Below are 13,887 nucleotides of genomic sequence, written 5' to 3' on the forward strand. Positions count from 1 at the left end.
GAGACGGAGGGGTCGCCACGCCCGGACCGTGATGGGTGATCGGCCTGAGGCGGGGAGCAGCGCCAGTCCCGGCGACACCCCCGCTGCCCACCAGCCACTAACCACTAACCACTCCGCTCAAAGCCCCAACGTCGGACTGTCCAGATCCAGTTCCGCCGCCGGGATCACCACCACGTCCGGGTGCGCCGCGCGCAGGGCGTCGATGAACATCGCGGCCTGCCCCACGACCACGACATAGGCCTGTTCCGAGCGGATGGCCTGCGCCGCCGCCTGCACCGTTTCCGGCGTGGTGGCGTTGATCTTGCCGGCATAGGTTCCGACCTCGGTCAGCGGCAGGCCGAAGGTGACGGCGTCCGCCAGCACCCCGCCCAGACCGCCGGTCGTCTCCACATTGCGCGAGAAGTTTCCGGTCACGAAGGCCTCGCGATCGGTCACCGCCTGTTCGGTCACCGCTTCGGTCCGCAGCCGGTCGAACTCGGCCAGCACCAGGGCCACGACCTCCGCCGCGCTCTCGTTCTTGGTCTGGGTCGCGGCGCTCAGCAGCCCGCCGTCCACCCGCGCCTGCAGCGCGGACGACGCGCCGTAGCTCAGGCCGCGCTTGGCCCGGACTTCCTGGAACAGGTGGCCGTTCTGGCCGCCGCCGATGATGCTGTTCACCACCGCCAGCGGATAGAAGCTGTCGTCCGACCGGCGCGGGCCGCGCACGGCCGCCGCCACCGCCGCCTGACCGGCGCCCGGCAGGTCCACGACAATCACCTTCGGCGCGGGCGTGGCGCCGGCGCGGGCGCCGACGGTCGGCAGGGCCGCCGACGGACGCTCCCATCCGCCCAGCGTCCGCTCGGCGAAGGCGAAGGCCTCCTCCGGCTCCATCCCGCCCGTGATGACCAGGGCGGCGTTGTCCGGCCGCCACCAGCGGTCGTGGAAGGCCACGATCTCGTCGCGCGTGATGGCGCCGATGGAGGTCGGCGTGCCCGAGCTCGGCGTGCCGTAGGGCGCGTCGCCGAAGGCCAGGCGGTTCAGCACCAGATTGGCCAGCGGCCCCGGCTGGCGCAGGTTGACCCGCAGGGCGTTGACCGCCCGCGTGCGATTGCGCGCCACCTCGGTTTCGGCGAAGTCCGGGCGCTGGACCACATCCGCCAGCACCGCCCCGACCTGATCGGCGGAGGCTTCCGGGGCCGACATGAAGACCGTGGTCGAATCCGCGCCGGCGCCGCCGCCGATGTTGGCGCCCAGCGCCTCCAGCGTGCGTGCGATCTCCGGCGCCGAGCGTCCGCCCGCCCCTTCCGAGGCCAGACCCGCCGTCATCGAGGCCAGACCGGCGCGGCCCGAGGGATCCGCCGCCGCCCCGCCGGCGATCACCAGCTGGGCGTTGACGATCGGCAGGTCGGTGGACCTGGCCGCGATCACCCGCAGGCCGTTCGACAGGGTCCGCTCGACCACCGTCGGGGCGGCGATGGCCCGCACCGCGCCCGGCGCCGGCGGGGCCATCCGCTGGCCCTCCGGCAGCAGTTCGTGGGCGGGCAGGATGGCCGGCGGCACGGTCAGGAAGGTCGGGACCGGAGCCGGGTTGCGCCAGCTGTCCTCGCTGACGCCCGCCGGACGCTGGCTCTCGTCCTGATAGCGGACCGAGACCCGCGCCCGCTCGTCCAGATATCGCCGCGCCACGCGCTGCACATCCGCGACGGTCACGGCCTGAATGGCGGCCAGATCGGTGTCCGGCGCCGAGGGATCGTTCTGGCTGACGATGGCCCGGCCCAGCAGGAAGGCGCGGCCCGACGCGGTCTCGCGCTGGCGCAGGGCCGACGACACGATCTCCATCTTGGCCTCGGCCAGTTCCGCCGCCGTCACCGGCTCATTGCGGATGCGATCCAGCTCGACGTCCAGCGCCGTCTCCACATCGGTGATGGCCTTGCCCTGGGCGACCGTCACCTGGGCGGTGATCGAGCCGCCCTCCTCCATCTGGTCGCTGCCGAAATCGACGCTCGAGGCGAGCTGGCCGCCATAGACCAGCGCCTGGTGCAGGCGCGAGCTGTCGCCGCGCGACAGGATGGCTGACAACACCTCCAGCGCCGCGGAGTCCGGGTCTGACGCCTTGACGCCCGGGAAGATGGCGGCGACGGCCGGCAGCGGCACGTTCGGGGCATAGGCCTCGACCAGACGCGGCTCGGTGCGCGGCGGCGAGACCGGGCGCTCGAACACCGGCACCGGGCGGTCCGGGTTGGCGATGTCGGCGAAATACTGGTCGACCCAGCGGTCCAGCTGCGCCGGATCGAAATTGCCCGACACGATCAGGGTCGCCGTCGCCGGCCGGTAATAGGCCTCGTGGAAGGCGCGCGCGTCCTCGACCGTGGCGGTGTCCAGCTGTTCGATCGAGCCGATCACGCTGCGGCGATAGATCGACTGGTCGTACTCGTTGTCCCCGATCACGAAGACGCCCAGACGGCCGTACGGCGGCGCATAGACCCGCTGGCGCAGCTCCTCCTTTACGATGGAGCGTTCGCGCTCGAACACATCGGGATCCACCACCGGCCGCGCCATCCGCTCGGCATGGGTCCACAGCATCGTCTCCAGATACTGGGGCGGCACCGTCTCATAGTAGTTGGTCATGTCCTGACCGGTGGAGGCGTTGCGCGTCCCGCCCGCATTCTCGACCAGCGTCGAGATCTGGCCGTAGGGCAGGTTCACCGTCTTGCGGCTCAGGATATGTTCGAACAGGTGGGCGAAGCCGCTGCGGCCCTCCGGATCATCCTTGCCGCCCACGTCGTACCAGACCTGCACCGTCACCGTTCCGGCGGTCGCGTCCGGCATCGAATAGACGTTCAGTCCATTCGCCAGCGTGCGATGGCTGTATTGCAGCGGCGGCACGGTGATGGTCGTCGCGTCCTGCGCCACGGCGGGCACGGCCGGGGCGGTCAGGGCGATCAGCGAGGCGCCCAGCAGGGCGGCGGTCCGGGTCATCATGAGGTCCCCCCAAAGGACAGTGGATCTGTACGGCGACGACCGTAGCAGCGGCTCTTCGATCGTCGGATTGCAAGTTGGTAATGAAAGTCGGCGAGCGGGCAGACCCCGTCGACCGCGCGGCGTAACGCGGAGGCATGGGTCTGTACCGGTTTGACTTCCACGCGGAGAGGGGCGGTTCTCCGTCGGTCCGCGAGGCCGACTATCCGAACGACGGCGCGGCCGCCGGGGACGCCTTCCGCCGACTGCGCGATCAGGGCGGTCACACCGCCGTCGAGGTCTGGAACGGGCCCCGCCTCGTCACCCGGATGGAACGTCCGGACACCGCCTTCCTGACCGCCAGATCGGGCATCCACGGCCTCGGCTGACACCGACGGCGTGCGCTTTCCCGCCAAAGTCACGCTTAAGTCGACTTCCGACAGACACTGGCGACAGGATTATCCTATCCGCCGGTCATGAACGGGATTTCGGCGGGCAACCGACTCATCGCAGCGCTCGCCCCGGTGGACCGTGAGGCCCTCCTCGCGCAATCGGTCGCCATCGAGTTCGCCCAGGGCCAGATCTTCCACGAGCCCGGCGATCCGATCGATCAGGTCTATTTCATCGAACATGGGGTCGTCTCCGCCGTGGCCGTGCTTCAGGACGGCCGCACGGTCGAAACCGTCATGGTCGGCTGCGAGGGCGCGGCGGGGGGGCTGGCGGGCTCCACGCCGCAGATCGCCTTCACCCGGAACGTGGCCCAGATGGGCGGCGTGGCCCGCCGCATCGACGCCGCCCGCCTGCGTCAGCTGGTCAACGACAGGCCCGCCATCCGGGCGGTGTTCAGCAAATATCTGGCCGCCCTGCAGTCCGAACTGGAACAGTCCGCCGCCTGCAATGCCCTGCACCGCGCCGAGCAGCGGCTGGCCAAATGGCTGCTGCGCTGCCACGACCGGGTCGACGGCGCGGCCTTCAACCTGACGCAGGAGTATATGGCCTCCATGCTCGGCTCCCAGCGCACCACGGTGAACGAGGCGGCGCAAAGCCTGCTGAAGTCGGGCGCCATCACCTATTCGCGCGGCCGCATCACCGTCACCGATCGCGCCGCCCTCGAGCGCGCCGCCTGCGAATGCTACCGCGCCGCCGACGTCTTCCGCCTGACGCTCTGAACGGAACCTTCGCCGTAGAGCGGGTGTTTGGGCAGGTCGGGGGGCCGAACGGCTTTCGGCTCGCCCTTTCTGAAGGACGGAGCCATGGCCCAACCGACCAATCTGCTACTGGAAAACCTGCCCGCGCCGGACCGCGAGGCCCTGCTCAAATCCGCGTCGCACATCCAGTTCGCGCTCGGCCAGGATCTGATCGCGCCCGGCGAAATGATCGAGGCGGTCCACTTCCCCCTCTCCGGCATCATCTCGACCGTCAACGAGATGGCTGACGGCCGCTCGGTCGAGGCCTTCATGATCGGCCGCGAGGGCGTCGCGGGGGTCGAGGCCACCACCATTCCCATGCGGTCCGGCTCCCGTCAGACGATCCAGCTGACCGGCGAGGCCCTGCGGATCGACGCCGGCCGGGTCCGCGCCCTGGCCAATGAACGCCCCGCCATCCGCCAGATGCTGGCCCTCTACCACGCCGGCATCCAGCGCGAGCTGGAGCAGACCGCCGCCTGCCATGCCCTGCACCAGGCCGAGCGGCGGCTGGCCAAATGGCTGCTGCGCTGCCACGACCGCGCCGACAGCGACCTGATCAAGCTGACCCAGGAATATATGGCCGCCATGCTGGGCTCCCAGCGGACGACGGTGAACGAGGCCGCCCAGACGCTGCAGGCCCAGGGCGCCGTCCGCTATTCGCGCGGCAAGATCCAGGTGCTCAGCCGCCCGGCGCTCGAGGCCGCGGCCTGCGAATGCTACCGCAAGATCACCGTCCACCATGCCGAGGCGGGTGTCGCGGCCTAGCGGGCCAGGATCGCCTCAACCTCCTCGCGCGTCGGCAGCGACGGCTGGGCGCCCGGACGGGTCGCCGCGATGGCCCCCGCCGCGCAGGCGAAGGTCAGGGCCGCGTCCGGCTCCATCCCTTCCAGCAGCGCCACGCAGATCGCGCCCACGAAACAGTCGCCCGCCCCGGTCGCGTCCACCGCCCGCACCTTCGGCGGCGTGGCCCAGGCCATCTCGACCCCGCGCTGGTACATCACCGCGCCCCGGGCGCCCTGGGTCACCACCACCCGCCCGCCGCCGTGATGCAGCAGGTCGCCGTAGAAGGCGGCCTCGGTCTCATTGACCACGATCAGGTCGGCCCGCCGCAGCAGCTGGTCGGACACCGGTTGAGCCGGCGCCAGATTCACGCACACGAACTCCGTCGCCCGCCCCACCGCCGCCTCGACCGTCTCGATCGGCAACTCCAGCTGCAGGATCAGCGGACAGTCGATCCGCGCCGGCAGTTGTTCGGGGAAGCAGCTGTGATTGGCTCCGGCGGCCACGACGATCTGGTTCTCGCCCTCCGGATCGACGGCGATCAGCGCCACCCCGGTCGGCTGCTCCGCATCGGAGATCACCCCGCCCGTGTCCACATTGTCCGCCAGCAGCAGGGTCAGCGCTTCTTCCGCCATGCTGTCGCGCCCGACCCGGCCGATCAGACAGATCTCCGCGCCCAGCCGCTGCGCCGCCAGCGCCTGGTTGGCGCCCTTGCCGCCCGGATGCCGCGCCAGCTCGGCGCCCGTCACCGTCTCGCCCGCGCGCGGCAGCTTCGGCGCCGTCGCCACGAAATCCAGATTGATCGATCCGACGACCGTGATCCTCATCGGACTGTCCTCCCCCTCTTGGGGAAGGGGGACCACGAAGTGGTGGAGGGGGCAAGGCTCACGAACAGGCCTCCTGGATCAGACCAAACACCCCGGCCGCATCGGCCCGCACCGCCCAGCGATGCCTCAGCGGCTCGCCCGCCACCGCCTCACGGAACTCCACCGCCGTATGCCCGCGGGTCAGGTCGCTGCCCGTCTCCACCCGCACCAGACACGGCGTCAGGTCGAACAGCGCCGGCTTCAGCAGCCAGGCCACCGGACAGGGGTCATGCAGGGGCGAGGCCTCCGAACCGACGATGGTCCGCTCCACCCGCTGCGAGAACCGCAGCATGGACGCCGCCGTCTCCGCCATCGCGGTGCCCACGGCCGCGATGGCCGCGATCCGGTCTTCCGTCGCCCGCACCTGATGCGTGGCGTCCAGCCCGAACAGCACCACCTCCGCCGCGCTCGCCAGCACCTCCGCCGCCGCCTCCGGGTCGGCCCAGATGTTGAACTCGGCCGAGGCGGTGATGTTGCCGCCCTCGCGGCGCGCCCCGCCCATGACCGCCACCGGCCCCAGCCGTTCGGCCAGCGTCGGATCCTTGCGCAGCGCCAGCGCCAGATTGGTCATCGGCCCCAGCACGGCCATCGCCACCGACCTGGCCGGGCGGCTGTTCACGAGGGCGACGATGGCGTCCGCCGCATGACCGTCCGCACACGGAAGATCGGGCTCGAACGGCGCCAGATCACCGGTCCCTTCCGGCCCGTGGAAGTCCGTGGCGGTCCCCAGCGTCCGCGCCAGGGGCTGCTCCGCCCCCATGAAGACCGGCACGTCCGGCCGGTTCGCGATCTGCCTCAGCATGCGCGCATTCCGCGCCGTCTTCACCACCGGCACATTGCCGCCCACCGTGGTCACGGCCAGCAGCTCGAACGCTTCGGCCCCGAAGGCCAGCATCAGCGCCACGGCGTCATCCACGCCGGGGTCGCAGTCGATAATCAACGAAAGTTTGGTCACCGGATCGGTTTGAAGCGGGTCGCGGGCGGGGGCAACCCCTCTCCCCTATCGCCGCGCCTGCGCCCTCAGGCCTTCGATCTGGTCGAACAGTCGTCGCCCGTTCTCGACCCCGATGAACTGGGGCGTCTCCGACAGGCTGGGCGTCCAGACCGCGAACGTGCCGCGGAATGAGCGCGGCCCGAAGTGGAAGAAGCTCTCCGTGCGGCCGAACAGGATGTCCCCCCGGTGGCCGCGCGGTTTGAAAATCAGCTGCTCCACCCGGCCGAGGTCCAGCGTCGTCAGGCTTTTGCCGAGGCCGCGCCTCAGGATGATCACCCGCCGGTCGGTCAGGGCGTAGTCGATGTTGGATCGGATCCAGGCGTCCTGGAGCAGTCGCCCGACCGTCAGATAGATCGCCGCCACGGCGAAGATCAGCGGCACCAGGCTGAACGGCAGCGGCATGGCCAGAAACTCCCGCCCGCCAAGGCCGAAAATCGTCGCCGCCATCCCGGCCCACAACAGGCTGAACGGCAGCAGGAAGGCGTCCTGACTGTAAAGTCGCAGGCCCTGCTGCGGCCGCCCCGTCCACAGCATCGTCTCGCCGGCCAGCAGATAGCTCCCGATCCCCTCGCTCACGCCGCCCCTCCCGAACACGCCTTCACCGCTTGCCGATAACGCGTTCCGTCGGGAGTGTCATTCGCGGATCAGGCCTATCCGTTCCGGGGCCCGGAGCGTCGCCAAGCGTCTCGCGGGTCAGTCCCCTCGCGCCGCCAGGAAGTCGCGGTCGCGCGCCAGCCGCTCGACGGTCAGGCCCTGGACGGCGGCAACCGGGATCTGGGCGTCGTCCGTCAGCTGGTCCTGAAGCTGGGCGTTGATCGCCAGCGCCGCTGCAAAATCGCCCTCGTCCGCCAGCTGACGCTGATAGTCGTAGGTGAATTCAAACAGCCGGGAGTCGGACTGGACGCCATAGTGCTGCGCCGCCATGGCGTAGCGCCCGCCCAGGGCGTCCATGGCCGCCCGCGCGTCGGGATCCAGCGAGATGTGCGCATTGGTCCGCGACAGATGGTAGGACCGGTTGAACCAGGCCTCGACCACCGCGGGCCGCGCGAGCGCGCCGCAGGTTCCGCCGTCCCCCATCGCCAGTCGACGCGCCGTGAAATAGGCGCGCAGCTGGCTGTCGTAGGCGGATCCCGGATTCTGCAGCCGGTCGCGGGTCGCCCGGGTGCAGCCCGGGACCGGGCTGATCCGATAGATTTGCAGCTGCATGGTGGGCTTGGACGGCGTGAAACGGATCGGCAGGAAGACCTGATCCTGCCCATAGGCGATCACCACCTCGCCCTCCACCGCGGCGGCGATGGCGACGGGCTGCTGCGGAACATAGACGGCGCCGTCCTTTTTCAGCGACGTCCGCGTGCCCTGCGAATTGATCCAGGCCGCGGTCGGCTCGCCCTCGCCCTCGACGATCACGGTGATGGCATAGGCTGACGCCGCGGGGTCGGACACCGCGCCGGACGGCCCGCCGACCAGTGCCGCCAGGGCGATGCCGAGCGCGACGCCGGCGGATCTCGTCGTGATGACGCTCATTGCGCCGCCTCCCCCGCCTGCGCCGGGTCCGGTTCGTCGGCCGTCCCCGCTCCGTTCGCCCTGTTCTTGGCGGTCAGACCCAGGAACAGGGCCAGATTGCCGCCCAGAACCCCGGCCTGACCGACGAGGTAGCCGTTCCACTTGGCGTAGAAGGCGTCGCTGTTGTCGATCTGGCTCGACAGATAGGTCTGATCCGCCATCTGCCAGACATTCGCGCCGACGGCCGGGTTCATCAGGATGAAGAAGGCGAGGCCCAGGCCCGCCAGCGCGACGAGCAGCCCCACCACCACCACCGAGGCGCGGAGACTCAGCCTGTCCGCCAGTCCCAGCCCGGCGATGGCGGTCAGCAGCACCGCGACCGCGCCCCGCGTCAAATCCCAGAACGGCGTGGGATTGAACAACATGAGAAAGAAGGACTGCCCCAGCGGCCGCTCGCCATTCAGGCCAGGCGGCAGACTGGCGGCGATCAGGGTCCAGGTCGGCAAGGTGAAGACGATCAGCATCACGATCGCCAGCGGAGCCCAGAAAGCCTGCCTGTTCACGCGCCCCTCCCGCTCATGAATTCCGAAAACCATTGATATCGGAAAGAGGGTTAAGTGCAACCTCTGGATTGGAAGACGACCGGACTCTCGCGGCGGACGGCTGCCGGATTCAGGCGCACGCCCTGACACAGGCCGCAGCCAGTACCTCCGCCGAGTCCACCAGCGGCACGCTCACATCGTCCGCGCCCAGCAGCAGCGGCACCTCCGTACAGCCCGCCACCACGGCCCCGGCGCCCGCGCTGACCAGCGCCGCCGCCAGTCGCCGCATCTCACCGCGCGGCCCCGCGCCGTCGTCGCCCGCCTTGACCGCGAACACCGCCGCCATGAAGGCCTCGCGGTCCGCGCCCGACAGCCGCACGATCTCCAGCCCGCCCCGGGCCAGCGCCTCCGCGTACAGCGCCTCCCCGCCCGGCGTGGCCAGCACCCCGATCCGCGTCGCGCCGGTCGCCGTCACGGCCTCCACCGTCGCCGCGATCATGTCGATGAAGGGCAGGCCCGCCGCGCGGATCGCGTCGGCATGGGCGTGGGCCGTGTTGCACGGCATGGCCAGCACCCCGGCTCCCGCCGCGCGCAGCCGCACCGCCATCTCCCCCAGCGTTGCGCCCGCCGCCTCCGGCGACGTATGCCGGTTCGGAACCTGCGGGTTCAGATCCACCAGCATCCGCAGGTGATCCTCGTCCCGCGTCGCCGGCGTCAGCGCCTGCACGCGCGCCATGAAGGCCACCGTCGCCACCGGCCCCATGCCGCCCAGAATGCCGAGGGTTTTCATTTCAACCTGCCTCCTTTGCTTTCGTCATCCTCCGGCGCTCCGCAGGAGCGACCGGGGGACCCAGCGGCGCCGCGACGGCGGCGAAATCCGGCCTGCAAGCCTCTTGGTCCAGCGCTCCCGACAGCTTCGCGCTACCGCGCGCCGCTGGGTCCCCCGGTCTGCGCGGCTGCGCCGCTGGCCGGAGGATGACGAAAGCGGATGGTTCAGAGCCCGCCCCCGATCTCGCTCTCATACCCGAACAGCCCCTGCGCCCCGCCGGTGTGCAGAAACACCACCGTCTCGCCCTCGAACCGGCCCGCCTTGGCCAGGGCGATCAGCCCCTTCATCGCCTTGCCGGTATAAACCGGGTCCAGCACGATCCCGTCGGTCCGCGCCGCCAGCGTCAGGGCCTCGATCACGGCGCTGTCGATGATGCCGTAACCGCCGCCGACATAGTCGCAGTCGGCCACCACCATCTCCGGCGTCACCGCCTCGGGCCGTCCCAGCAGGGCCGCCGTCTCGCGCGCCAGCTTCAGGACATTCTCCTCCTGCTTCGCCTTGGGCGCCCGCACCCCGATGCCCAGCACCGGAATGTCCGCCCCCATCACCGCCAGCCCGGCCACCAGACCCGCATGGGTCCCGGCGCTGCCGGTCGCGGTGACGATGCGGTCGATCTTCAGGTCCAGGTCATCGGCTCCGACCACGATCTCGCGCGCGCAGTCGACATAGCCCAGCGCCCCCACGGGGTTCGAGCCGCCGCCCGGAATGACATAGGGCCGACCGCCCCGCGCCCGCACCTCGGCGGCCGTAGTCTCCAGCTCGGCGACCATGTCCGTCCCGCCCGGGACCCGGCGGATCACCGCGCCGAACAGCCGGTCCAGCAGGACGTTGCCGTTCTCCACATAGTCTTGGGCGGTCGATCCCGTCCGCTCCTCGAGGATGATCTCGCATTTCAGCCCGTGGGCGGCGGCCGCGGCGGCCGTCTGGCGCACATGGTTGGATTGCACCGCGCCCTGGGTCACCAGCGTATCGGCCTCCTGCTCGAAGGCCTCGCCCAGCAGGAACTCCAGCTTGCGGGTCTTGTTGCCCCCGCCGGCCAGTCCGGTGCAGTCGTCGCGCTTGATCCACAACTCGACCCCCAGCGCCTCGCTCAGCCGCGGCAGCGGCTCCAGCGGCGTCGGCAGGTGGGCCAGTCGGACACGGGGAAAGCGGGCGAGGTGCATGGGTCGGGCTCCGTTGCGGCGGTCACCTCGGTAGCGCGATCGGGCCCCGTTCCCAAGGCCTCAGAGGCGTCCGACCGCCTTCAGCATCAGCGCGACCAGCCCGTCCGGCGACGGCGACCGGTCGGCCATCAGGGCCTCCAGCTCCGGCGCCAGTTCGGGCGTGATCCGCGCGCTGGCCATGGTCCAGCCCTCGAACCGGCGCTCCGCGATCCGACGCCGGTCCAGCACCACGATGTCGCGATGGCGCGCGTCCCGCTCCAGCCGTCGCAGCAGCACGTCCAGCACGCCGGGGTCGCCCTCGATCACCTGCAGGAACTGATCGCCGTGAACCGCCAGCGCCCCCGTCAGGCCCGCGCGCGAATTGTTCCGCTCCGCCTCCCCCAGCAGGGCCGCCAGATTGGCGAGGCGATCGGTCGGACGCGTCGAGACGCTACGGTAAATCAGACGGTCGAGAGAGGTCGGCATAGGGGCTCCAGCTGGGACCCGCATACCAATCCCCGCCGCCCCGTCCAACCAAGACATTGAAAAATCAGCATTATGTCCGAGACCGGACACAAGGGCGCGGAAAACACCAATTTCACATGCATTTTGCCGGAACCGAACCTGCAATCCGCTGTTATCGCATCGGACCTTGCGGCGATGCGCGCTCGACAGAGTCCTCTAAACGCGGCCCCGGTCTCTGCTACGCCCCCCGACGCAGACCGGGGCCGCACCTTATCCGCCTTACCCCTCCACCCCGCTTCGCGCGGTCCCCCTCCCCACCTTCGGTGGAGAGGTGAGTGTGCGGTTCACCTCTCCACGCAGTGGGGAGGTGGCTCGACGGCGAAGCCGACGAGACGGAGGGGTCTACCTCTCCATCGAAGATGGGGAGGGGGACCACGCGAAGCGTGGTGGAGGGGTCGGGCAACGGGCTCGCCCCCGCCCTCGCTTGCTCCGAATCGAGCACCCGCGCGACACTGTCCGCATGGCCGAATCGCCCGTCCGCCTGCGCGACCGAAGCGCCACCGAAGCCGCCATCATTGAGGCGGGTGAGCGTATCCTGTTGCGCGACGGCTTTCCGGGCCTGAACGTCCAGACCCTGGCCGCCGAGGCGCGCTGTGACCGCAAGCTGGTCTATCGCTATTTCGAGGGCGTCGACGGCGTCGTCACCCGCATCGCCGCCCGCGCCCACGCCGGCCTGCTCGACAGCCTGAACACCGTCCCCGCCGTCGAGGCCGAAAGCCTGCGCGCCTTCGCCCGGATCAGCCTGTCGGCCTGGGTCGCCGCCCTGCGCGCCAGTCCCCTGACCCTGCGCCTGATGGCCTGGGCCCTGGTGGAATCCTCGCCCCTGCTGAACCGCATCGAGGACGACCGCGCCGCCGTGCTGCAGGGCTGGATGCGCGCGCGCCGGCCCCGGCTGCGCGTCTCGCCCGAGGGCGATCCCGTGGCCCTCAACGCCGTCCTGCTCGCCGCCGTCCAGCATCTGGCCCTGTCGGCGGACGCCCGCCCCGGCGTCGGCGGCGTGGCCCTGGACGACGCCGGCTGGGCCCGCATCGCGGCCGCCCTGGACCGCCTGCTGGTCGCCTTCCCGGACTGATTCCGAGCCCGTCGCGAATTCGGGACGCCGGTGCATTGCGCGAACGCCGTTTCTCCTGTCTGTATGGAAACCGGCCTCAACCGGAGCGGGTGAGCCGTCTGTCCGGCGCCTCCGAACGCCGCGGCCCTGGAGAGATCAGATGGAAGCCTTCGTCGGGACCATTCAGGCGTTCGCCTTCAGCTTCGCGCCCCGCGGCTGGGCCCTGTGTCAGGGCCAGACCCTGCCGCTCGCCCAGTATGCGGCCCTCTACAGCCTGATCGGCAACACCTACGGTGGAACCAGCGGGGCCAGCGTCGGCCTGCCCAATCTCGGCGGCCGCGCCCTGCTGTCCCAGGATCCCGGCGGCCGCTACACCGTCGGCGGCGTCAGCGGGCAGGAGTCCGTCACCCTGACCAACGCCAACCTGCCCCAGCATTCCCACGGCCTGATGGCCACCACCGCCGCGGCGACCTCCGCCACCCCCGGCTCCGGCATGGTGCTGGCGGCGGCGAACGGGGCGGACAGCAGCGGCGACGGCATCTCGGTCAACATCTACGGCCCCGCGCCCGCCCAGACCGGCCTGTCCAACACCGCCATCGGCATCGCCGGCGCGGGCCAGCCGTTCAGCGTCATGCAGCCCTATCTGGTCGCCAGCTACTGCATCTGCCTGTCCGGCGTCCTGCCGTCGCGGCCGTGATCCGGTCACAGGAGCGCCAGTCATGAGCGACGCCTTCGTCGGAACCCTTCAGCCCTTCGCCTTCGCCTTCGCCCCGCGCGACTGGAAACTGTGCGACGGCGCCGTCCTTCCCGCCAACCAGTACACCGCCCTCGCCACCCTGCTGGGCTCGACCTGGGGCGGGGACGGGGTCACCACCGTCGGCGTGCCCGACGCCCGGGGCCGCACCATCATCGGTCAGGGCGCCTCGACCGCCTCCGGCGTGACCTATGCGGTCGGTCAGTCCGGCGGCGATGTGGCGGTCACGCTCAAGGAGCCCAACCTGGCGCCGCACATCCACGGCCTGTTCGCCACGGTGACAAACGCCAACAGCAACGTCGCCAAGGCCACCCATCTGCTCGGCCAGTCCGGCGGTCTGGACGAGATCGGTCAGGACTGCATCGTCAACATCTATGCGCCGCGCGACGACAAGACCAAGCCGCTCGAAGGCCTCGTCCCCGTCGGCGACTTCATGGCGTTCGAAGTGCTCCAGCCCGCCCTCACCGCCAGCGTCTGCATCTGCATCAGCGGCGCCTTTCCGCCGCGGCCCGACGCCTGACCCGCTTGACCCTTCCGTTCATCGGGCGCAGTTTCCGCCCGTTCTCCGGGGGGTCGCAAGCGAGCGGCTGAGATAGAGGTTTCTCCTCTGACCCGTCGAACCTGATCCGGGTCATGCCGGCGAAGGGATGAGTACGCTTCCGGCCCCGGCTTCACGCCACGGGACCGGCACGCCCGACGTCGGCGGAGCCCTCAACGTTTGAGGCCGCCATGAACATCTCCGTCACGCCCCCCGCCCTGCCCGAAGAACCCAATGTG

General features: G+C 70.4%; 15 protein-coding genes and 1 riboswitch. Of the genes, 6 read left to right on the forward strand and 9 right to left on the reverse strand.

What is annotated here, in order from left to right; genetic code table 11:
- Nucleotides 1-117 precede the first annotated feature (117 nt).
- Nucleotides 118-2,961, reverse strand: coding sequence for a M16 family metallopeptidase (locus tag ACW174_RS03490; protein WP_492016314.1), 2,844 nt, complete (start codon nucleotides 2,959-2,961; stop codon nucleotides 118-120).
- Between the two features lie 134 nt (nucleotides 2,962-3,095).
- Between ACW174_RS03490 and ACW174_RS03495 the strand changes: the two genes are divergently transcribed.
- The 3 genes from ACW174_RS03495 (at nucleotide 3,096) to ACW174_RS03505 (ending at nucleotide 4,889) form a co-directional block, all read left to right on the forward strand.
- A complete protein-coding gene (locus ACW174_RS03495; protein ID WP_492016315.1) occupies nucleotides 3,096-3,326 on the forward strand; it encodes a hypothetical protein in 231 nt (76 codons plus the stop codon).
- Nucleotides 3,327-3,413: 87 nt separating this feature from the next.
- Nucleotides 3,414-4,106 carry a Crp/Fnr family transcriptional regulator gene (locus ACW174_RS03500; protein WP_492016316.1) on the forward strand — a complete coding sequence of 231 codons (693 nt, stop codon included), beginning with the start codon at nucleotides 3,414-3,416 and terminating at the stop codon, nucleotides 4,104-4,106.
- 84 nt (nucleotides 4,107-4,190) lie between these two features.
- The gene (locus ACW174_RS03505; protein ID WP_492016317.1) at nucleotides 4,191-4,889 is read left to right on the forward strand and encodes a Crp/Fnr family transcriptional regulator; all 699 of its coding nucleotides are present in this window, start codon (nucleotides 4,191-4,193) and stop codon (nucleotides 4,887-4,889) included.
- Here ACW174_RS03505 and ACW174_RS03510 read toward each other — a convergent pair.
- From ACW174_RS03510 to ACW174_RS03545, 8 genes are all read right to left on the reverse strand, one after another.
- Complete coding sequence (locus tag ACW174_RS03510) at nucleotides 4,886-5,731, reverse strand: ribokinase (RefSeq protein ID WP_492016318.1); 846 nt, start codon at nucleotides 5,729-5,731, stop codon at nucleotides 4,886-4,888. The two genes, ACW174_RS03505 and ACW174_RS03510, sit on opposite strands and share 4 nt — an antisense overlap.
- A 58-nt stretch (nucleotides 5,732-5,789) precedes the next feature.
- On the reverse strand, nucleotides 5,790-6,725 hold the full coding sequence (locus ACW174_RS03515) for a nucleoside hydrolase (RefSeq protein WP_492016319.1): 936 nt from the start codon (nucleotides 6,723-6,725) through the stop codon (nucleotides 5,790-5,792).
- 45 nt (nucleotides 6,726-6,770) lie between these two features.
- On the reverse strand, nucleotides 6,771-7,340 hold the full coding sequence (locus ACW174_RS03520; RefSeq protein ID WP_492016320.1) for a hypothetical protein: 570 nt from the start codon (nucleotides 7,338-7,340) through the stop codon (nucleotides 6,771-6,773).
- 117 nt (nucleotides 7,341-7,457) lie between these two features.
- Nucleotides 7,458-8,288, reverse strand: coding sequence for a hypothetical protein (locus tag ACW174_RS03525; RefSeq protein WP_492016321.1), 831 nt, complete (start codon nucleotides 8,286-8,288; stop codon nucleotides 7,458-7,460).
- Complete coding sequence (locus ACW174_RS03530) at nucleotides 8,285-8,830, reverse strand: hypothetical protein (protein WP_492016322.1); 546 nt, start codon at nucleotides 8,828-8,830, stop codon at nucleotides 8,285-8,287. Before ACW174_RS03530 ends, ACW174_RS03525 begins: the two co-directional genes overlap by 4 nt.
- A 109-nt stretch (nucleotides 8,831-8,939) precedes the next feature.
- Nucleotides 8,940-9,599: a cysteate racemase gene (gene cuyB / locus ACW174_RS03535; protein ID WP_492016323.1), complete on the reverse strand. Its 660-nt coding sequence runs from the start codon at nucleotides 9,597-9,599 to the stop codon at nucleotides 8,940-8,942.
- A gap of 203 nt (nucleotides 9,600-9,802) precedes the next feature.
- A complete protein-coding gene (cuyA, locus tag ACW174_RS03540) occupies nucleotides 9,803-10,801 on the reverse strand; it encodes a D-cysteate sulfo-lyase (protein WP_492016324.1) in 999 nt (332 codons plus the stop codon).
- Nucleotides 10,802-10,861: 60 nt separating this feature from the next.
- On the reverse strand, nucleotides 10,862-11,266 hold the full coding sequence (locus ACW174_RS03545; RefSeq protein WP_492016325.1) for a BLUF domain-containing protein: 405 nt from the start codon (nucleotides 11,264-11,266) through the stop codon (nucleotides 10,862-10,864).
- Between the two features lie 499 nt (nucleotides 11,267-11,765).
- Between ACW174_RS03545 and ACW174_RS03550 the strand changes: the two genes are divergently transcribed.
- From ACW174_RS03550 to ACW174_RS03560, 3 genes are all read left to right on the forward strand, one after another.
- Entirely contained in the window at nucleotides 11,766-12,377 is a 612-nt protein-coding gene (locus ACW174_RS03550) for a TetR/AcrR family transcriptional regulator (protein WP_492016326.1), read from the forward strand.
- 139 nt (nucleotides 12,378-12,516) lie between these two features.
- Nucleotides 12,517-13,053 carry a phage tail protein gene (locus tag ACW174_RS03555; protein WP_492016327.1) on the forward strand — a complete coding sequence of 179 codons (537 nt, stop codon included), beginning with the start codon at nucleotides 12,517-12,519 and terminating at the stop codon, nucleotides 13,051-13,053.
- Nucleotides 13,054-13,075: 22 nt separating this feature from the next.
- Nucleotides 13,076-13,630, forward strand: coding sequence for a phage tail protein (locus ACW174_RS03560; protein ID WP_492016328.1), 555 nt, complete (start codon nucleotides 13,076-13,078; stop codon nucleotides 13,628-13,630).
- Between the two features lie 36 nt (nucleotides 13,631-13,666).
- Nucleotides 13,667-13,776, forward strand: a riboswitch (TPP riboswitch).
- The last annotated feature ends 111 nt before the right edge of the window (nucleotides 13,777-13,887 follow it).

The organism is Brevundimonas sp. AVps31 (genome assembly GCF_058681355.1).